The sequence below is a fragment of the Chelativorans sp. genome, assembly GCF_031180965.1.
Classification (GTDB): Bacteria; Pseudomonadota; Alphaproteobacteria; order Rhizobiales; family Rhizobiaceae; genus Chelativorans.
Genome location: NZ_JAPSLH010000039.1, coordinates 11465 through 31195 on the forward strand (window position 1 = coordinate 11465; position 19731 = coordinate 31195).

A 19731-nucleotide genomic window follows, 5' to 3' on the forward strand; every position below is an offset into this window, starting at 1 on the left:
ATGGCTGACGATCCGCGCAAGACAGACACAAGCACTTTCCCGGACCCGGTCTACAAGGAGACGGTCCTGAAGCCGCTCTTCGACGGGGCCAAGGCGCATCACGTGGATGGCTTTCGTGCCATCGACCGCGCGCATCTGGTGATGCTCGCGGAGACCGGCATTCTCGATGCCGAGCAGGCTGCGGCCATCGCCAAGGCCCTGGTCGATATCGACCGAGAGGTCGATGTCGCCTCGCTCACCTATACCGGAGAGGTCGAGGACTTCTTCTTCCTGATCGAGAAGGAGCTGAAGGCACGGCTCGGGCCGGACCTCGCCGGGCGGCTCCATACGGCGCGTTCGCGCAACGACATTGACCACACGCTGTTCAAGCTCGCGCTTAAGGAGCGGATCGACGTGCTTCTCGCCAAGGCGCAGAACCTGCTCGAAGCGCTGATCGAGGCTGCTGAGCGCGAGAAGGAGACGCTGATCGTCGCCTACACCCACGGCCAGCCGGCGCAGCCGACCACCTTCGGCCACTATCTATCTGCGGTCGTTGAGGTGCTGATCCGCGACATCGAACGGGTGCATGCGGGGCGCGAGATCGTCGACCTTTCGCCCATGGGGGCGGCGGCGATTACCACGTCGGGCTTTCCCATCGATCGAACGCGGGTAGCAGGGCTTCTCGGCTTTTCGGCCCCGCTGCAGAACTCCTACGGCTGCATCGCCGCGGTCGACTACACCACGGCCACCTATGGCGCGCTGGAGCTGATGTTCCTGCATCTGGGACGGCCGATCCAGGATCTGCAGTTCTGGACGAGCTTCGAGGTCGGCCAGGTCTATGTGCCGAACGCCCTGGTGCAGATCTCCTCCATCATGCCGCAGAAGCGCAATCCGGTGCCGATCGAACATCTGAGGCACCTGGCGAGCCAGACTTTTGCGCGCGCAAGGGCGATGCTGGATATCATGCACAACACGCCTTTCACCGACATGAATGACAGCGAGGGCGAGACGCAGGGCGTGGGATACCAGGCGTTCGACAGCGCCTATCGCGTGCTCGACCTTCTTTCGGCGCTCATCGCGCAGATACGCATCGATCCTGCCCGCGTGGGGCAGAATATCCGCCGCTCCTGCATCACCGTCACGGAACTTGCGGACAGTCTCGTGCGCCGCGAGGGGCTCTCCTTCCGCGAGGGCCACGACATCGCAGCCGCGGTGGCGCGCGCGGTGGTCGCCATGGACGGCGATCTTTCCGCCGACGGCTATCCCACCTTCACCAAAGCTTTTGCCGAAGCGACCGGGCGCCAGACGAAGATCGACGAGAAGACCTTCGCCGAGCTGGTTTCGCCCGAGCATTTCGTCGCGGTGCGAACGCGCTTTGGAGGGCCGGCGCCCGAGCCGCTCGCCGCGGCGCTGAAGGGATATGGTCACGAGGCCGAAGCCTTCGCCAGATACGCTGTGCGCAATGCGGAGCGGAAGGCGAACGCGGCGCGGGAACTTGACGCACGATTCGCCGCACTGATGGAGCGGGCCTGATGGCGAGCATTCAACTGGAAGGTCTCACCAAACGCTACGGCAGGGTCACGGCCGTCGAGAAGATCGACCTCACGATCGGGGACGGGGAATTCGTGGTGCTGGTCGGCCCCTCCGGCTGCGGCAAGTCGACCACGCTGCGCATGATCGCCGGGCTTGAGGACATCTCGGCCGGCGTGCTGCGGATCGGGGGCGAGGTGGTTAACCAGCGCGAGCCCAAGCAGCGCAACATAGCAATGGTCTTCCAGAACTACGCCATCTACCCGCATATGACCGTGGGCCAGAATATCGGCTTCGGCCTCTACACATCCGGGCTGCCCAGGGCGGAGAAGGAGGCGCGCATCCGCGAGGCGGCGCGCACGCTCCGGTTGGAGGAACTCCTCGACCGCCGCCCTGCGGCGCTGTCGGGAGGGCAGCGCCAGCGCGTGGCCATCGGCCGCGCCATGGTGCGCGATCCCGCGGCCTTCCTCTTCGACGAGCCTCTGTCCAACCTTGACGCCCAGCTTCGCTCGGCGATGCGCATCGAGATCAAGCGGCTGCACCAGCGCCTGGGCACCACCACGGTCTATGTGACTCACGACCAGATCGAGGCGATGACCATGGCCGATCGGATCGTGGTGATGCGGGATGGGCGTATCCTGCAGGTGGGCACGCCCATCGAGCTCTACGAGAATCCGGTGGATGTCTTCACCGCCCGGTTCATCGGCAGCCCGGCCATGAACCTGGTGCCGGCGGAGGCAAGGGACGGGGCACTTTCGGTCGGCGGCTCCCTCCTTCCCGGACAGGGCGCGCCCAGCACCTCTCAAGACGGGGTGCTCGTCGGGATCCGGCCGCATGATCTGGTCATCGGCCAGGGGAACGGCGAGGGAGGCCTTGCGCTTTCAGGAACAGTTACCGCGGCGGAGCCGCTCGGGTCGGAGACGCTCGTGCATGTCGACCTCGGCGGCACGGAGGTTGTTGCCACGGCGCCTGGGCGGGTCGTGCCCGCGGTGGACAGCACGGTGACGGCGCAGGCCGCGCCGGGCTCGCTTTATCTTTTCGACGCCAAGACTGAACGGGCGCTGGGCCGGCTATGACATCACAGACATCGCATAACGGGGCTGTGCTCAGCCTCGGCCGCATCTACTGCGATCTCGTCTTCACCGGCGTTCCCGGCATGCCCCGGCTCGGCCGCGAGATATTCGCCGAGAATATGACGGTTGCGCTCGGCGGCGGCGCCTATATCACCGCCGCCCACAGCGCCGCGCTCGGCAGGCCGACGGCGCTTCTGGCGCGCTACGGCACGGATGCGCTCTCCCGCGCGATGGAGCCGGAACTGGCGCTGCACGGGATCGACCTGCGCTTCCTCGACCGGCACCCGCAAGCCGGGCCGCAGGTGACGGTCGCGATCGTCGGAGGCGAGGAGCGGGCGTTCCTTTCGCGCCGGGCAGGCAGCGCCGCGCCAGCCACGCTCGATGCCGCGCTCGCCTGGTCCCAGTCCCGCCACCTGCACATAGCCGAATATGCGACGCTGGTCGAAATCCCCGACCTGGTGGACCGAGCCAAGGGGCGGGGGCTGACGGTCTCGCTCGATCCCAGCTGGGACGAAACGCTGATCCGCGAGCCGCACTATCTCGACCGCTGTGCCGGCATCGATGTTTTCCTGCCGAATATGGAGGAAGCGCGCGTGCTGACGGGAAAGGAGAGCCCATCCGAAGCGCTGCAGGCGCTGGCAAGCCGCTTTCCCATCGTGGTGCTGAAGCTCGGTGCGGAAGGCGGAATGCTGTCAATGGACGGGCAGGTGGTGTCGCTTGCCGCGCGGAAAGTGCCGGTGGTGGATACGACGGGGGCGGGCGACGCCTTGAATGCCGGCTTTATCAATGCCTGGCTCGGCGGTGCGGAGCCGGAGGCCTGCCTGGCGGCGGGCATAGATGCGGGGGCGGCGGCGGTGCAGGCAGCCGGCGGTGCATCCGTGCTGACCGGCAGCGGCCAGTCCGGTTGAGCGGTTTTGCAAAAAAACCTGACAATTGGGCCGAAAGCGCTTGAAACTCCGCAGCATTGCCGTATTCCCAGACAAGTATCCTGACCGCCGGCCCTGGCTGCCGCGGCCGCGATAGGCGAATCAGTCTGGAATAGATCGTGACTAGCGAAGCCATTGGCAGCGCGACGAAGCCTCGCAATTCGCTCGCGCATGTGAAGGCGGCCGGCTGGGGCAAAGGCCTCAACACGCTGGCGCGCATCACGCGCATGAATCTGCGGCACCCGTGGCAGGTCGCCTTCGCCATCGGCTCCACCATCATCGCGGCCACCCTGCAGCTTCTCATCCCTCAGCTGCTCGGCCGCGCGGTCGACCAGACGCAGGCGGCCTTCGCCGGCGGGGAGGCGGGAGCGATTGCCGAGCAGGCGCTCTGGATCTCCGCCTTGCTGCTGCTCCTCGTCAGCACGCTGCGCGGCCTCTTCACCATGTCGCAGAACTACTTCGCCGAAGCGGTGGGCCACCATATCGGCTACGAGCTGCGGCTCGCCTGCTACGAGAAGATCCAGCGCCTCTCCTTCTCCTTCCACGACCAGGTGCATTCGGGCGACCTCATCACCATCGGCATGCTCGATCTGGAGGGCGTGCGGATGTTCTTCTCCACCGGTGTGGTGCGCATGGTGCTGCTCACCATGCTGATCGGCATCGGCGCCTATCTGCTCATTTCGACCGACCTGGTGCTCGGCCTGTTGGCCCTGAGCTTCGTGCCCTTTGTCGCCTGGCGCTCCTCCGTGACGCAGCTGAAGCTGCGCGCCACTTGGCTCGACCTTCAGGAGCGGCTTTCCGTCCTCTCGCGCGTTATGGAGGAGAATCTCGGAGGCATCCGCGTGGTGCGGGCTTTCGCCAGCCAGGCCTACGAGATGCTCAAATTCGACCGCGCCTCCAAGAACGCGCTCGGCCTTGCCCATGAGCGCGTCGACATCCGCGTGCGCAACACCTCGGCGATGACCTTTTCCTTCTTCTTCGCCATGGGGCTCGTGCTGCTGTTCGGCGGCAACAAGGTGATCGCGGGCGAGATCAGCGTCGGCAGGCTCACGACCTTCCTCACCTTCATGACGATCCTGCAGATGCCGGTGCGGCAGATCGGGCTGATGGTGAACTCCTTCGCCCGCGCCTCCACCTGCGGCTCGCGCCTGTTCGGCCTGCTCGACATGGACATCGAAATCAAGGATGCGCCGGACGCCAAGCCGCTCGAGATCAGTGAGGGCACGCTGCGCTTCGAGAATGTGTCCTTCGCCTATCCGGGCGCGGAAGGGCGGCCGATCCTGAGGAATGTCAGCTTCGAGGCGCGCAGGGGCGAGACCGTCGGCATTGTCGGCCCGCCCGGATCAGGCAAGTCGACCATCGCCCATCTCATCCCGCGCTTCTATGACGTGGCCGGCGGAGCTATCACGCTCGACGGCCAGGACATAAGGAAGGCGACGCTCGCCTCGCTGCGCCGGGAAGTGGCGGTGGTGCAGCAGGACGCGTTCCTCTTCACCACGACGATCGAGAACAACATCGCCTATGGCGATCCCTGGGCGAAGGAGAGCCGCATCGAGCGTGCCAGCGAATCCGCGCAGCTGCACAATTATGTGCTCGGCCTGCCCACCGGCTACCAGACGGTGGTGGGAGAGCGCGGCGTGTCCCTCTCGGGCGGCCAGCGGCAGCGCCTCACGATCGCCCGCACCATGATGCTCAAACCCTCGGTCATCGTCTTCGACGATTCCACCGCGGCCATCGACGCCGCCACCGAGCAGCGCATCCGCGTGGCCATGCGGCGCTTCGCCAAGGACCGGGTGACGATCGTCATCGCCCACCGGCTGAGCTCGCTCATGCATGCGGACCAGATCCTGTTCCTCGAGAATGGCGAGATTGTCGAGCGGGGGAGGCATGAGGAGCTCCTGGCGAAGGGAGGCCGCTACAAGGCCCTATACGAGCTGCAGGTGCGGCCGGGCGACCAGATCCCGAGCGACGAAGACGGGAGTGCCGGCTGATGGCGCAGGGACATGCCGGCGAGATGGAAGCCGAACGCAACGATGTGCGCGATGACGGGGGCCGCCCCCCGCGCGCCGTGGTGGGCTCGCACCGCATCGAAGAGGAGATGTTCGGCAAGGCATTCGACAGCAATATCGTCAAGCGCATCTGGGCTTTCGTGAAGCCTTACCGCGCGAAGGTGATTGTCTCCGTGGCGGCGGTGCTGGTCTTCACCGGCACGCAGCTCGTGATCCCGCTCATCATCCGCTACGCGATCGACCACGGCATGACGCCCGGCATGGTCGACCGCACGGCGCTGCTTCTTGCGGCCGGCGCCTTCCTGCTGGCCATCCTGATCAACTATGCCGCGAGCTACACGCAGGAGATCGTGGTCGGCAAGATGGCCGAGAACGTGCTCTTCGATATCCGCCGCGCCATGTTCGGCCACCTGCAGAAGGTCTCGCTCTCCTTCATGGACAAGACCGAGGTCGGCCGGCTGATGTCGCGCCTGCAAGGCGACGTCAATTCCATGCAGGAGTTTCTGGAAACCTCGGTCCTTTCGGTGGGCGACATAGCGCTGCTCTTCGGCATCGTCTTCGTCATGCTGTGGCTGGACTTCCGCCTCGGCCTGCTGACGCTCGCCGTCCTGCCAATCCTCTTCATCGTGCGGCTGTTCTGGCTGCCGCGCGCACGCGACGCCTTCATGGCCGCGCATGAGACCAATTCCGTCGCCAATGGAGCGCTCGCCGAGGCCATCCACGGCGTGCGTGCCGTGCAGTCCATGGACCGGCAGCAGGTGAACTTCGTCCTCTATGACGACAAGGCACATGCGAACCTGAAAACGCATCTGACGGCGGCAAAATACGCCCAGGTCATGGTGCCGATCGTCGACACGTTAACCGGCATCGCGATGGCCGTCGTGATCGTTGTCGGCGGCTCCATGGTGATGAACGGGGGGCTGGACATCGGCGTGATGGTCGCCTTCCTGTTCTACATCCAGCGCTTCTTCGATCCGATCCGATCGCTCACACTGCAGTATTCGGTCATGCAGCGCGCCATGGCGTCCGGCAAGCGGCTCACCGACGTGCTGGATGTCAGGATCGACGTTGAGGACAAGCCGGACGCCAAGGTGCTGTCGCCGGACATGGACGGCTCGGTCGAGTTCAAAAACGTCACCTTCGGCTATAGTCCGAAGCACCCGGTGCTGAAGGATGTCTCCTTCAAGGTGAATCCGGGCGAGACCGTCGCGCTTGTCGGCCCGACCGGCTCCGGAAAATCCAGCGCCATGGCGCTGGTCCACCGCTTTTACGACGTGCAGCAGGGGCAAGTGCTCGTCGGCGGCTACGACGTGCGCGACCTCACGCAGGAGTCCCTCGGGCGGCAGGTCGCCATGGTGCTGCAGGAGCCGTTTCTCTTTACCGGCACCGTGTTCGAGAACATCCACTATCACAAGACCGAAGCCACGCGCGAGCAGGTCATCGAGGCGGCGAAAGCGGTCGGTGCGCATGACTTCATCATGAGCCTTGCCGGCGGCTATGACGCCGACCTCGGGGAGCGCGGCGGCAATCTTTCGCTCGGCCAGCGCCAGCTCATAAGCTTTGCGCGGGCGCTCGTGGCGGACGCGAAGATCCTCGTTCTGGACGAGGCCACGGCGAATATCGACAGCTATACGGAAATGCTGATCCAGAGGGCGCTGGTGAAGCTCCTGGAGGGCCGCACCGGGCTGGTGATCGCCCACCGCCTCGCCACGATCCGCGGCGCCGACCGCATCATAGTGCTGCAGAACGGGCGGATCATCGAAACCGGCAATCACGCACAGCTGATGGCCAAGGGCGGCCTTTATTCGAAGCTCTACAACCTCAACTACGCTTCCTTCGATGACATTCCGGAAGAGGTGCTGGAGGCGTCGGTGCAGAACGGTTCGAGGACGTGATGATCAGCCGTATCGGGCGGTTCGATCCCCACTCCGTCTGCTTCGCGATTGCATTTCTCTATCCCGAATTCGCCGCCGTTTCCGACGCTGCTTCCCGCATTGCCCAACCCCGCATTTTCGCTTAGCTTTGACCAAACGATAAAAAATGCGGGCTTTTTCAAAACCGCTCGTGCCAACCAGGGGTGAACACATGCCGATCGACAGAATGAATCCGTTTCTTCCGCTCAGCCGCCGCGGGCTTTTGAAGGGAGCGGGCGCCACGGCCGCGCTTGCCGCAGGCGCGGGGCTTCCAAACCGCCTCCTCGCGCAGGAGCCCATCAAGGTTGCCGCCGTCTACACCGTGCCCGTGGAGCAGCAATGGGTGAGCCGCATCCACAAGGCGGCGAACACCGCCAAGGAGCGCGGTGATATCGAATATGTGTTCTCGGAGAACACGTCCAACAACGACTACGAACGCGTGATGCGCGAATATTGCGAGGCGGGGCACAAGCTGATCCTGGGCGAAGTGTTCGGCGTCGAGGAAGCCGCGCGCTCGGTGGCGCGGGATTACCCGGATGTGGCTTTCCTGATGGGGTCCAGCTTCAAGGAAGACGCGGCGGTGCCGAATTTCGCTGTCTTCGACAACTACATCCAGGACGCTTCCTATCTCACTGGCATTATCGCCGGCGCGATGACGAAGTCGAAGAATATCGGCATGGTCGGCGGCTACCCCATCCCCGAGGTCAACCGGCTGATGAACGCTTTCATGGCCGGAGTGAAGGAGACCGCGCCCGAGACGAAGTTCCAGGTGGCCTTCATCGGCTCCTGGTTCGATCCGCCGAAGGCCAAGGAGACTGCCTTCGCGCAGATCGATGCCGGCGCGGACATCATGTATGCCGAGCGCTTCGGCGTCTCCGACGCCGCCAAGGAGCGGAATGTGCTGGCGATCGGCAATGTCATCGACACGCAGGCGGATTATCCCGAAACGGTGGTGGTCTCAGCGCTCTGGCATTTCGAGCCGACGCTGGACCACGCCATTGCCGAGGTGAAGGCGGGAACCTTCAAGGCAGCCGACTATGGAGTGTATTCCTTCATGAAGGAGGGTGGCTGCTCGGTCTCGCCGCTCGGCAGCTTCGAGGGCAAGGTGCCGGAGGAGGCGATGAAGCTCGTGGCCGAGCGGGAAGCGGCCATCAAGGCCGGCAGCTTCACCGTCGAGATCAACGACGCCGAACCAAAATCGAGCTGACGACGCTCCCCCTTTTGGGGCGCGTGATTGCATCGCGCCCCTTCTCTCTAACGCCTCTCCACCACGACACGGCGAGTGGCGACCCGGGCTTGAGCCGGGGAAGCCGGCGAGTGCGCATTCTTGAGCTAAACGCGATTGTCCTTCCGCCGAGGGAAAGGTAAGGCGCTGTGCACAACCCAGCGACTCTCATGCCCGACACGACCGATAGTCCCATCGTCCTGCGCCTCTCCGGCATCACCAAGCGCTTCGGCACGCTCGTCGCCAATGACGCGATCAGCCTGGAGCTCGGCAAGGGCGAGGTGGTGGCCCTTCTTGGCGAGAACGGCGCCGGCAAGACGACGCTGATGAACATCCTCTTCGGCCACTATGTGGCGGACGAGGGCACGGTGGAGGCCTTCGACGAGCTGCTTCCGGCGGGCGATCCGCGTGCGGCGCTCGATGCCGGCATCGGCATGGTCCACCAGCACTTTACCCTCGCCGACAATATGACCGTGGTGGAAAACATCGCGCTCGGCACGCAAAGCCCGTGGTCCCTGCGCTTCAACCGCGCGGCAGCGCGCAAACGGATCGCACAGCTCTCCCAGGATTTCGGCCTAGCGGTCGATCCGGACCGTCCGGTCTCCGCCCTTTCCGTGGGCGAGCGGCAGCGCGTGGAAATCCTCAAGGCGCTCTATCGCGATGCGCGCATCCTCATCCTCGACGAGCCGACGGCCGTGCTCACGCCGCCCGAGACCGAGGCGCTGTTCCGCACGCTGAAGATGCTGGTGGGAAAGGGCCTTTCCATCATCTTCATCTCGCACAAGCTCGGCGAGGTCATGGCGGTGAGCGACCGCGTGCTGGTGCTGCGCGGCGGCAGGCTCGTGGGCGAACGCCGCACCGCTGAGACGACGCGGAAGGAACTGGCCGCGCTCATGGTGGGGCAGGAGGTCGCCGCTCCTTCCGTGGCGCCTGCCAAGCGTGGCGAGGCGCTTCTCGTGCTGGAAAGCGTCTCCACCGCCCCAAGCGCTTCCGGCAGCAGGCTCGACCAGGCGACGCTCGCGCTACATGCGGGCGTCATCACCGGCCTTGCCGGCGTTTCCGGCAATGGGCAATCCGCACTCGCCGCGCTGATCGCGGGCACGGAACGGCCCGTTTCCGGCACGATGCGCGTCGCCGGCGAGCCCGTCTCCGGCTGGTCGCCGCGCGCGGCGCTGGCGCAGGGCATCGCGCGCATCCCGGAAGACAGGCACGCGGTCGGCACGATCGGCGACATGAGCGTGACGGAGAATGTGATATCCGAGCGCTACCGAGATCGGCGGTTCAGCCGCCGCGGCTTCATCGACTGGAAGGCCGCGCGGGCCTTCGCGGAAGAGCTTATCCGCGACTATGACGTGAAATGCCCTTCGCCGGAGGCGCGCATCCGTCTGCTGTCCGGCGGCAACATGCAGAAGCTCATCCTCGGCCGCGCGCTCGATCCCGATCCGGTGATCATCCTTGCCAACCAGCCGACCCGCGGGCTCGATGTCGGCGCGGTGGCCTATGTGCATAGGCGGCTTCTGGAGGCGCGGCAGAAGGGGGCGGCGGTGCTGCTCATCTCCGAGGACTTGGACGAGATCCTCGCTTTGTCGGACGAGGTGTGCGTCATGTTCAAGGGCCGCATTTCCCCGCCGTCGCCGCGCGGCGCCCGCTCCATCCAGGAACTCGGGGAAATGATGGCGGGGCAAGGCCTGGAGGCGGCGGCGTGATGGCTCGGGAGATCTGCCCTCATGCGCCTTGAGGCCAAGCCAGCTCCCTCACTCGCGGCGACGCTGGCCTATCCGGCGGGCGCTGTGCTTGTCACGCTGCTTTCGAGCTCGCTCCTGGTGCTCGCCGCCGGGGCTTCGCCCTTTTCCGTCTTTGCGCTCGTGGCGAAGGGCGCCGCCGGCTCTCAATTTGCCCTCCTGGAGACGCTCACGCGCGCCACGCCGCTGATCTTCACGGGTCTGGCGGTCGCCGTCGCCTTCCGCGCCAAGCTCTGGAACATCGGCGCGGAGGCGCAGCTCTATGCCGGCGCGGTGGTCACAGTGGTGCTGGGAACCGGCGCGCTGCCGCTGCCGGCGCCCATCCTCATCCCCGTCATCATGATCGCGGCGATGGCCGCCGGCGCGCTTCTTCTTCTGGGGCCGGCGCTGCTCAAGACCCGCTTCGGCGTGGACGAGGTGGTCACGACGCTGCTTCTGAATTTCATTGTGCTGCTTTTCGTCTCCATGCTGCTCGAAGGCGTTTTGAAAGATCCAATGGGGCTGGGCTGGCCGCAGTCGCAGCGGGTCGTGGCCGATGCGCAGCTGCCCCGGCTCATCCAGGGCAAGCGGCTGCATCTGGGCTTCCTCATCGCCATCCTGGCGGCGGCCATCGTCTGGGTCGTCATGAAGAAGACCACGCTCGGCTACGAGATGCGCGCCGTGGGCCACAATCCCGAAGCGGCGCGCTTTGCCGGCATTCCGGTCAACTCCGTACTGATGAAGACGGCGCTTCTTTCCGGCGGCATCGCGGCGCTGGCGGGCTTTTCCGAGGTGGCCGGCCTCAAGGGCAACCTCACCCTCGATCTGTCGCCGGGCTACGGCTATACGGGCATCGTCGTGGCGATGCTTGCAATGCTCAACCCGCTCGGCGTGGTGGCCTCGGCCATCTTCGTCGCCGCGATCTTCGTCGGCGCCGATGCGATGAGCCGCACGGCGGGCGTGCCGAGCTATATCGCCGAAGTGATGGTGGCGACCGCGCTCCTGACGATGGTCGTGGCCATCATGCTGATGCGGTTCAAGGTGAGGTGGCGCTGATGGAAGCCTTTGAGATCCTCCTCACCGCCTCGTTCTGGGTCGCGGCGATCCGCATCGCCTCGCCGCTCATCTTCGCCACCATGGGCGAACTGGTCTGCGAGCGGGCGGGCGTGCTCAATCTCGGCATCGAAGGCATCATGACGGCCGGCGCCTTCGCCGGCTGGCTCACCGTCTATGCCGGCGGGGACCTCTGGACGGGCGTGGCGGTTGCGGCGATGGTCGGCGCGCTTTTCGGGCTGCTTCATGCCGCGCTCACGGTGCCGCTTGGCCTGTCGCAGCATGTGGTGGGGATCGGCATCACGCTGCTTGCGACGAGCCTCACCTATTTCACCTACCGCATCGTTCTGCCGGAGGTGACCTCGCCGCCCAAGATCGAGCCGTTCCAGCCGCTGCCCATTCCGCTTCTGTCTGAGATTCCGCTCGTCGGCCCCGCGCTCTTCAACCAGACGCCGCTCACCTATCTCGCCTTCATCGCCGTGGCGCTCACGGCCTGGGTGCTCTACCGCACACCGCTCGGGCTTGCCGTCAGGGCAGCGGGCGAGAACCCCGCCGCCGTCGAGGCGCAGGGCTTAAGCGTCACCGGTATCCGCATGGGCGCGGTGATGGCGGGAAGCGCGCTGATGGCCGTCGGCGGCGCGTTCCTCACCATGTCGGCCTTCAACTCATTCTTCTTCCAGATGATCGCCGGCCGCGGCTGGATCTGCATCGCCCTCGTTGTCTTCGGCTCGTGGCGGCCGGGCAAGGCGCTTCTCGGCGCCGTCCTCTTCGCCGCCTTCGACGCCTACCAGGTGCGGCTGCAGCAGCTCACCGGCGGCATGGTGCCCTACCAGATCTTCCTGATGATGCCCTATGTGCTGTCGATCCTGGCGCTGGTGCTGGTGGCGCGGCGCGCCACCTACCCCAAGGCGCTGATGATCCCCTATCAGAAAGGCGAGAGATGAGTTTTGACCTGATTGTCAAAGGCGGAACGCTGCCCGACGGAAGAACGGCCGATATCGGGATTGCGGGCGGCACGATCGGCGCCATCGAGCCGAACCTCCAGGCGGAAGCAGGACGCACCGTCGATGCCAGCGGCAATCTGGTCTCGCCGCCTTTCGTCGATCCGCACTTCCATATGGATGCGACGCTCTCCTACGGCATCCCGCGCATCAACGCCTCCGGCACGCTGCTCGAAGGCATCGCGCTCTGGGGCGAGTTGAAGCCCCTCCTCACCCACCAAGCGGTGAAGGAGCGGGCGCTCCGTTACTGCGACTGGGCGGTCTCCATGGGGCTGCTCGCCATCCGCACTCATGTGGACACCTGCGACGACCGCCTGCTCGCGGTCGAAGCGCTCCTGGAGGTGAAACGGGAGGTGGCGCCCTATCTCGACCTGCAGCTCGTCGCCTTCCCTCAGGATGGATTCTACCGCGACCCGACGGCGCGGGAGAACACGATACGCGCGCTCGAGATGGGCGTGGATGTCGTGGGCGGCATCCCGCATTTCGAGCGCACCATGGAGGACGGCCGCCGCTCCGTCACCGAGCTATGCGAGATCGCCGCGAGCCGAGGCCTGATGGTCGACATGCACTGCGACGAGACGGACGATCCCTTGTCGCGGCACATCGAGCAGCTTGCCTACGAGACGCAGCGGCTGGGGCTGCAGGGCCGCGTCGCCGGCTCGCACCTCACCTCCATGCATTCGATGGACAATTACTACGTCTCGAAACTCCTGCCGCTGATGGCGGAGGCTCAGGTTGCGGCCATCCCTAACCCGCTCATCAACATCGTCCTGCAGGGCAGGCACGACACCTATCCGAAGCGGCGCGGCCTCACGCGCGTGCCGGAGATGCTGAAGGCCGGCATCCGTGTCGGCTTCGGGCAGGATTGCGTGCTCGATCCCTGGTATTCGCTGGGCACTGCCGACATGCTGGACGTCGCCTTCATGGGCCTGCACGTGGCGCAGATGACGAGCCCGGCCGACATGCGCCGCTGCTTCGACATGGTCACCACCGAGAGCGCGGCCATCATGGGTCTTTCAGACTACGGGCTGGAAGTCGGCAGGAAGGCGAGCCTCGTGGTGCTCGATGCCGGCGATCCCGTGGAGGCGATCCGGCTGCGCGCCGAAAGGCTCTGCGTCATTGCTCGGGGTAAAGTGGTCGCCGAGCGCGAGAAGCGTGCGACCCGGCTATCCATCGAGGGCAGGCCGGAAACGGTCGAGAGGCGGCACAGGCCGGGCTGAGCCAGCAGGGCAGGCGCGCCGGGCAGGCTACGCCTCGTTCAATGCACTTCCGGATATTCCTTGATCGGCATGTCGTCGTGGATGGGAACGGTCTGCCGCTCGATCATGCGATGCACCCGGGGCGGCTCCTTGCCGCGATGCAGATTGCGCAGCCTGTCGGTAATCTCGGCATCCGCCTTGGTGCGGCGCATATTGTGGCGGACATATTCCACCCAGGTCGGCACGTGATAGGTCTCGGACCAGATATTGGGGTTTTCCAGGTCGCGCAGCAGCGCCCATTGGCGTGCGCCGTCGCGGATGCGGATGCGGCGGCGCTCGGCCATGGCGGCCAGGAAGGCCGGCACGTCCTCCTGGGCAATCTCGTAGTCGACCATGATCATGATGGGCCCGCTGCGCGCCTTCAGGTCCAGCCGCAATGCGGGCTCCTTGAACTGGCCGAGCGGGTCGAGATCGACCGTGGCGAATTCAGGCAGGGCAAAGCGCAGGCCAATGGCTGCGCCGACCATAAGCGCCACGCCTGAGCCGATCAGCGCCGCGGTCGGCGTCTCCATTTCGGCGGCAATTCCCCATAGCCAGCTCCCCAGCGCCATGCCGCCGAAGGTCGCGGTCTGGTAAATCGACAAGGCGCGCCCGACCACCCAGCGGGGGGTCGAGAGCTGCACCGAGACGTTGAACATGGACAGCGCGAGCACCCAGCAGGCCCCCGCGGGAAGCAGGGAAAGGCAGCTGAGCCAGGTCTGCCGGCTCAGCGCCAGAAGCACGGCACTGAATGCGAAGCCCAGAAAGGCGCCTTTTGCGATCGTCTCGTTGCTGAAGGATTCCCGGACGCGCGTGTTGATCAGCGCGCCGCCGATGGCGCCGACGCCGAAACTGCCGAGAAGCAGGCCATAGGTCATGGCGCCGCCGCCGATGAGATCGCGCGCGACCAGCGGCAGGAGCGCCAGGATCGCCACCGCGCCGAGGCCGAAGACGAAGGCGCGGCAGATGACCTTGATGAGGTTCGGGGACATGGCGACATAGCGCAGCCCCGCCGAGATCGCGTGCCCGAACGCCTCGCGCGGAAGGCCGGTGGGGAGGCGGCGGTGCTTCCAGCGCGCGAGCGCCAGGATGATCGGCAGATAGCTCACCGCGTTGATGGCGAAGGCGAAGGCCGCGCCGGCAGCGGCGACCACGACACCGCCGAGGGCCGGGCCGACGCTGCGCATCAGGTTGAACGCCATGCTGTTCAGCGTCACCGCGGCGGGTATGTCCGCGCGGGGGACGATGTCCCCCATCGAGGCCTGCCAGGACGGATTGTGCAGCGCCGTGCCGCAGCCGATGAGGAAGGTGAAGGCAAGCAGCAGCCACGGCGTCATGACATTCATGAAGGCGAAGGCGGCCAGCGCCACGGAGACCACCATCATGAGGATCTGCGCCGTCAGCATGACGCGGCGCCGGTCGAGATTGTCGGCCAGCGCGCCGGCGGCAAGCGAGAAGATCATGATCGGCAGGGTGGTGGCCGACTGGACCAGCGCCACCATATCGGCGGACTCGGAGATCGTGGCCATCATCCAGCCGGCACCGACGCCCTGGATCAGGCCACCTAGATTGGAAACGAGGGCGGCGGTCCACAGAAGGCGGAAATCGAGGCTTCGAAACGGGTTCGCCAGGGAAGACTTGGGAGCCAAGCTCGGCCTTTGGAAGATTCGTTTTCGGTGCGGGGGAGTGTACACCGATTTCTACCGGCCGCTATGCGGCTTGTTCCGTTTCGTGACGCCCCGCCGGTGCGGCAGCTACTTCCGGCCGGGCCCCGGTTCACCTGCGGCGCGGATCGTGCGGCGCATGCGTTCGGCAAGCCGCCCCGAACGAAGGGTATCTAGCAGCACCGCGACGAAGATGACGAGGCCCTGCAGCATCGGCTGAAGGTAAAGATTGATGCCGCTGAAGACGAGGCCGGTCTTTACCGCCTGGATCAAGGTGGCGCCGACGATCGCCGACCAGACCGTGCCGATTCCGCCGAAGAGGCTGGCGCCGCCCAGCACGGCCGCGGCGATGACATCGAACTCGCGGCCCTCCCCGAAGGCCTGGTCGAGGCGGCCGATCTGCGAGATCAGCACGAAACCGGCAAGGGCCGCGCAGGCGGAGGAGATGACATAGACGCGGAAGCGCACGGAGCCGACATTGATGCCGGCCTTCCGCGCCGCTTCCGCGTCCGCCCCCACGGCATAGACCTGGCGCCCGAAGGTGGTGCGCGTGAGCACCACATGGGCGGCCGCCGCGACGATGGCGAGCACGATGATCGGCAGGGGAATCCCGGCGAGCGAGGTCAGGCCGAAATCGAGCATGTCGCGGGAAAAGTCGAACTGGCGCGAGCTCGTCATGAAGGTACCGGCGCCGCGGAAGAAGAAGAGCGTCGACAGCGTGACGATGAAGGGGATGATCTTCAGCCTGACGATGAAGAAGCCGTTGATCGCCCCCATCGCCATTCCGGCGAGGATCGCGACCAGCAGGCCCGGGAAGACGCCGAGCCCGGTCTCGCGCATGAAGAACCCGGCGAGAAGCGGCGCGAGATACATGACCGAGCCGACGGAAAGATCGATCCCGGCGGTGAGAAGCACGAACACCATCCCCACCGCGGCAATGCCGATGAAGGCCGCCTGCTTGACGATGTTGGTCAGGTTGCCCGCGGAGAGATAGCCGGGCTCCATCGCGCCGAAGACAAGCAGCACGGCGAGGAAGATGAGCGGCACGGCAGCCCTGATGATCCGGTCCGTCAGCGTCTGCCTTGCCCCATTCATGCCGCCTGCTCCCGGAAGGCCGCCTTCAGGATCGCTTCGTCCGTGAAGGGTTTTGCGAAAGTGGCCGTGATCTCGCCCTGGCTCATCACCGCGATGCGGTCGCACATGCCCATCAGCTCCTCGATCTCGGAGGAGATGAAGAGAATGCCGTTGCCCTCGGCCGCCACGCGGTCCACGAGCGAGTAGATCTCGTATTTCGCGCCCACATCGACGCCGCGGGTCGGCTCGTCGAGGATCAGGAGCTTGGGCGAGCTGAGCAGCCACTTGCCGATGACCACCTTCTGCTGGTTGCCTCCGCTCAGCGATTTCACCGGCTGGCGGTCGGCATCGGCCGCCTTGATGCGCAGGTCCTGGCAGATGCGGGAGGCGACCTCCGACACCCGCTCCTCGTCCAGCAGCTTCAGGGGGCCGGATGCATAGCGCCCAAGGGAGACGATGGAGACATTGTCGGCGATCGGCGCCTCCATGAAGAGGCCCTCGCTGCGCCGGTTCTCGGTCACGAAGGCAAGGCCGGAGCGGATGCGGCTGCGCACGCTGGACGAGAGATCGATCGGCTGGCCGTCGACCTCGATCTCCCCGCGCGAGACCCGGTCGAGACCGAAGATCATCCGCGCGAGCTCGGTGCGCCCCGAACCCATCAGGCCGAACAGGCCGAGGATCTCGCCGCGGCGGACCTCCAGAGAGACATTCTCCAGGATGCCCGCCTTGGAGATGCCGCGGATGCGGAAGACGATCTCCTCGCCGGGCACGGACAGGCGGCTCGGGAAGAGCGCTTCGAGATTGCGCCCGATCATGAGGGAGATCATATCGGGAATGGAGATCCTGTCGGCCTGCCGGGTGGCCACCAGCGTGCCGTCGCGGAGGACCAGGATCGTGTCGCTCAGCCGCGCCACATCGGCCAGGATGTGCGAGATATAGATGATCGTCTTGCCCTGGGACCTCAGCAGGTCGATGGCCTCGAAGAGCCGTGCCGTCTCGCGCGGGGTGAGCGAAGTCGTCGGCTCGTCGAAGATGACGAGCTCGGCATCCAGATGCAGCGCCTTGGCGATCTCGACCAGCTGCCGCTCTCCCGGCGAGAGGGTGCCCACCGGCGTGCCGGGAGAGATGTCGAGGGAAAGGATGCCGAGGATTTCCCGTGTGCGCCTGGTGATCGCCGCGCGATCGATCAGGCCGTAGCGCTTGGGATAGCCGTCGACGAAGATGTTCTCCCCCACGGAAAGATTGCCGAAGAGGTTCAGCTCCTGGTGGATGAAGGCGATGCCCGCCCTCGCCGCGTCGGCGGCGCTGCGCGGCGAATAGGGCTCGCCCTTGAAGCGCATCGAGCCGCCGGAGGGAGAGACGACGCCGCCGATGATGTTCATCAGCGTCGATTTGCCTGCGCCATTCTCGCCGATCAGGCCGATCACCGCGCCTCTTTCCACGTTGAAGGTGACGGGCTTCAGCGCATGGATGCCGAAGAACGACTTCTCGATGCGGTCGATCTCCAGGATCGCGCTCATGCCAGCCGCCCCTGCATCAGCCGTGTGCGCGCGACGTCCAGCAGGGCGGCGGCAAGGATCACCGCGCCCTTCACCATATCGATATGGAAGGAGGAAAGGTTCATCAGATTGAGCGAGTTCGACAGGAGCACGAAGAAGAGAACGCCGAAGAAGGTCCAGATGATCTTGCCCTTGCCGCCGAACAGACTGGTGCCGCCGATCACGGTGGCGCCGATGACGTCGAGGAGGAAATTGCCTTCGCCGAGCGTCGGCCGCCCGGCCTCCAGCCGCGCCGAATAGAGGATCGAGCCGATGGTGGCGCAGACGGCGGAGATGACGAAGACGAGCATGATCACACGCTTTACAGGCACGCCGGAGATCTCCGCCGCATCCCGGTTGCGGCCGACCGCGTAGACATAGCGGCCGAAGACGGTGAAGCTCAAAAGCACGTGGGCGGCGAGCGCGGTGACGATGGCGATCACCATCGGATAGGTGACGAGCGAATAGATCTGCCGGCGCGGGATATTGGCCGTCTCCTTCGCGCCCAGATAGACGGAGACGATGTCGCCCTTGCCGAGGGCCACGAAACCATCGGGCAGGTTGCTCACATTTTCCGATTGCGTGAGATAGATGGCAAGGGCCGAAAAGACGATCATGCTGACGAGCGTCACCATGAAGGGCGGCATCTTGAGATAGGCGATCGCCGCGCCATTGATGCTGCCGATGAGAATGCCGATCATCAGCATCGCCGCTATGCCCAAATAGATGGAGCCGGGCAGGCCGGCCAGCGCCCCGCCGCCTTCGCCGATGAGAAGACCCCAGACCGGCGCATTGCCGAGCACCGTGTCAGTCGCCGCCGTGGCGATGAGGATCCCGCCCACCGTGCTCGAAAGCCCGACGACGGAGCCTTGCGAAAGGTCGATGCCGGCGATGGTGAGCACGAATGTCTGGCCGATCGCCACGACGAGCAGCGGCCAGGTGTTGGAAAGGATGTTGGAGAGGTTCGCCGGGTTTGAGAGCGTCGGCAGAAAGGGCAGGAGGAGGATGAAATAGGCGACGGTGAGATAGAAGACGAAATAGTCCGACAGCAGCAGCCGCGAGGCGAGGCGCGCGAGGCTCCCGCGCAGGCCGCGGCGCCCGCTGGACTCCTCCGCCCGCACAATGTCGCTGTCGATGGAAACGCTCTTCATGCCGATCCGGAAAGTGGCGCCGCGCTCGCAGGGGAAAAAGCGTCCGGCTCATGGCCGGACGCTGGAAGGGCTCAGCTCTTCTTCTCGAGGAAGCCCTGCGAGAGGAGGACGCAGCCCCACATGTCCATCTCGCGCTCGGCCAGATTGGCCCTGGTCAGCGCAAAGCCGGAATCCTGGATCACCTGGTTGGGCTGGGCTTCGCCCTTCTCGGAAGCCTCGAGGATGGCTTTCAGAGCCGAGTCGGCTTCGAAATAGAGGTCCTGCACGCCGGTGGCGTCGACAAAGCCGTCCTTGATGAGCTGGCATGCCGTGGCGTCGCCGTCGAGCCCGCCCATGATGACGTGGCCTTCCTCGCCGGCCTTCTTCCACTTGCCGCGCGGCTCCAGCACCGAGCGGATGGTCGGGAAGAGGAAGTCGGACGAGGTGAAGAGGAAGTCGACATTCGGGTTCGCGGTGACCGCCGCCTCGAGATTGGCGAGCGCCGTGGCCGCGTCCCACTCCGTCGCCACCTCGACCGGCTGGTTGAAGAGGTCTGGGTTGGCGTTGATCACGTCATAGAAGCCGGCCTTGCGGCCGACGGCGTTCGGATCGCCGAGATCGCCGACCATGATCAGCGGCGTCAGCTTCTCGCCGGTC

At 65.5% G+C, this 19731-nt stretch carries 15 protein-coding genes; 10 read left to right on the plus strand and 5 right to left on the minus strand.

The features are described 5' to 3' along the window. The 10 genes from argH (at position 1) to RIN79_RS20120 (ending at position 13650) form a co-directional block, all read left to right on the plus strand. Complete coding sequence (argH, locus tag RIN79_RS20075) at positions 1-1512, plus strand: argininosuccinate lyase (RefSeq protein WP_309086482.1); 1512 nt, start codon at positions 1-3, stop codon at positions 1510-1512. Further along, positions 1512-2585 (plus strand): sn-glycerol-3-phosphate ABC transporter ATP-binding protein UgpC, encoded by a 1074-nt coding sequence (locus RIN79_RS20080; RefSeq protein ID WP_309086483.1) that lies wholly within the window; start codon positions 1512-1514, stop codon positions 2583-2585. Before argH ends, RIN79_RS20080 begins: the two co-directional genes overlap by 1 nt. Continuing rightward, positions 2582-3490: a sugar kinase gene (locus tag RIN79_RS20085; protein ID WP_309086484.1), complete on the plus strand. Its 909-nt coding sequence runs from the start codon at positions 2582-2584 to the stop codon at positions 3488-3490. Before RIN79_RS20080 ends, RIN79_RS20085 begins: the two co-directional genes overlap by 4 nt. Before the next feature lie 137 nt (positions 3491-3627). Next, positions 3628-5499 (plus strand): ABC transporter ATP-binding protein, encoded by a 1872-nt coding sequence (locus RIN79_RS20090; RefSeq protein ID WP_309086485.1) that lies wholly within the window; start codon positions 3628-3630, stop codon positions 5497-5499. Further along, positions 5499-7412: an ABC transporter ATP-binding protein gene (locus RIN79_RS20095; protein WP_309086486.1), complete on the plus strand. Its 1914-nt coding sequence runs from the start codon at positions 5499-5501 to the stop codon at positions 7410-7412. The genes RIN79_RS20090 and RIN79_RS20095 overlap by 1 nt, the downstream gene beginning before the upstream one ends. Positions 7413-7602: 190 nt before the next feature. Next, positions 7603-8637, plus strand: coding sequence for a BMP family protein (locus RIN79_RS20100; protein ID WP_309086487.1), 1035 nt, complete (start codon positions 7603-7605; stop codon positions 8635-8637). Positions 8638-8825: 188 nt separating this feature from the next. Beyond that, positions 8826-10361, plus strand: coding sequence for an ABC transporter ATP-binding protein (locus RIN79_RS20105; protein ID WP_309086488.1), 1536 nt, complete (start codon positions 8826-8828; stop codon positions 10359-10361). A 21-nt stretch (positions 10362-10382) separates the two neighbouring features. Continuing rightward, positions 10383-11432: an ABC transporter permease gene (locus RIN79_RS20110; RefSeq protein ID WP_309086489.1), complete on the plus strand. Its 1050-nt coding sequence runs from the start codon at positions 10383-10385 to the stop codon at positions 11430-11432. Further along, a complete protein-coding gene (locus RIN79_RS20115; protein ID WP_309086490.1) occupies positions 11432-12373 on the plus strand; it encodes an ABC transporter permease in 942 nt (313 codons plus the stop codon). Before RIN79_RS20110 ends, RIN79_RS20115 begins: the two co-directional genes overlap by 1 nt. Continuing rightward, positions 12370-13650 (plus strand): amidohydrolase family protein, encoded by a 1281-nt coding sequence (locus tag RIN79_RS20120; RefSeq protein WP_309086491.1) that lies wholly within the window; start codon positions 12370-12372, stop codon positions 13648-13650. The genes RIN79_RS20115 and RIN79_RS20120 overlap by 4 nt, the downstream gene beginning before the upstream one ends. Positions 13651-13688: 38 nt before the next feature. Here RIN79_RS20120 and RIN79_RS20125 read toward each other — a convergent pair whose 3' ends face one another. From RIN79_RS20125 to RIN79_RS20145, 5 genes are all read right to left on the minus strand, one after another. Next, the gene (locus tag RIN79_RS20125) at positions 13689-15317 is read right to left on the minus strand and encodes an MFS transporter (RefSeq protein WP_309086492.1); all 1629 of its coding nucleotides are present in this window, start codon (positions 15315-15317) and stop codon (positions 13689-13691) included. 105 nt (positions 15318-15422) lie between these two features. Beyond that, positions 15423-16427: an ABC transporter permease gene (locus tag RIN79_RS20130; protein ID WP_309086493.1), complete on the minus strand. Its 1005-nt coding sequence runs from the start codon at positions 16425-16427 to the stop codon at positions 15423-15425. After that, positions 16424-17926, minus strand: a complete 1503-nt coding sequence (locus tag RIN79_RS20135; protein ID WP_309086494.1) for a sugar ABC transporter ATP-binding protein — start codon at positions 17924-17926, stop codon at positions 16424-16426. Before RIN79_RS20135 ends, RIN79_RS20130 begins: the two co-directional genes overlap by 4 nt. Next, positions 17923-19095, minus strand: coding sequence for an ABC transporter permease (locus RIN79_RS20140; protein ID WP_309086495.1), 1173 nt, complete (start codon positions 19093-19095; stop codon positions 17923-17925). Before RIN79_RS20140 ends, RIN79_RS20135 begins: the two co-directional genes overlap by 4 nt. Before the next feature lie 71 nt (positions 19096-19166). Further along, positions 19167-19731 (minus strand): substrate-binding domain-containing protein (locus RIN79_RS20145; protein WP_309086496.1); only part of this gene is annotated, 565 nt, incomplete at its 5' end.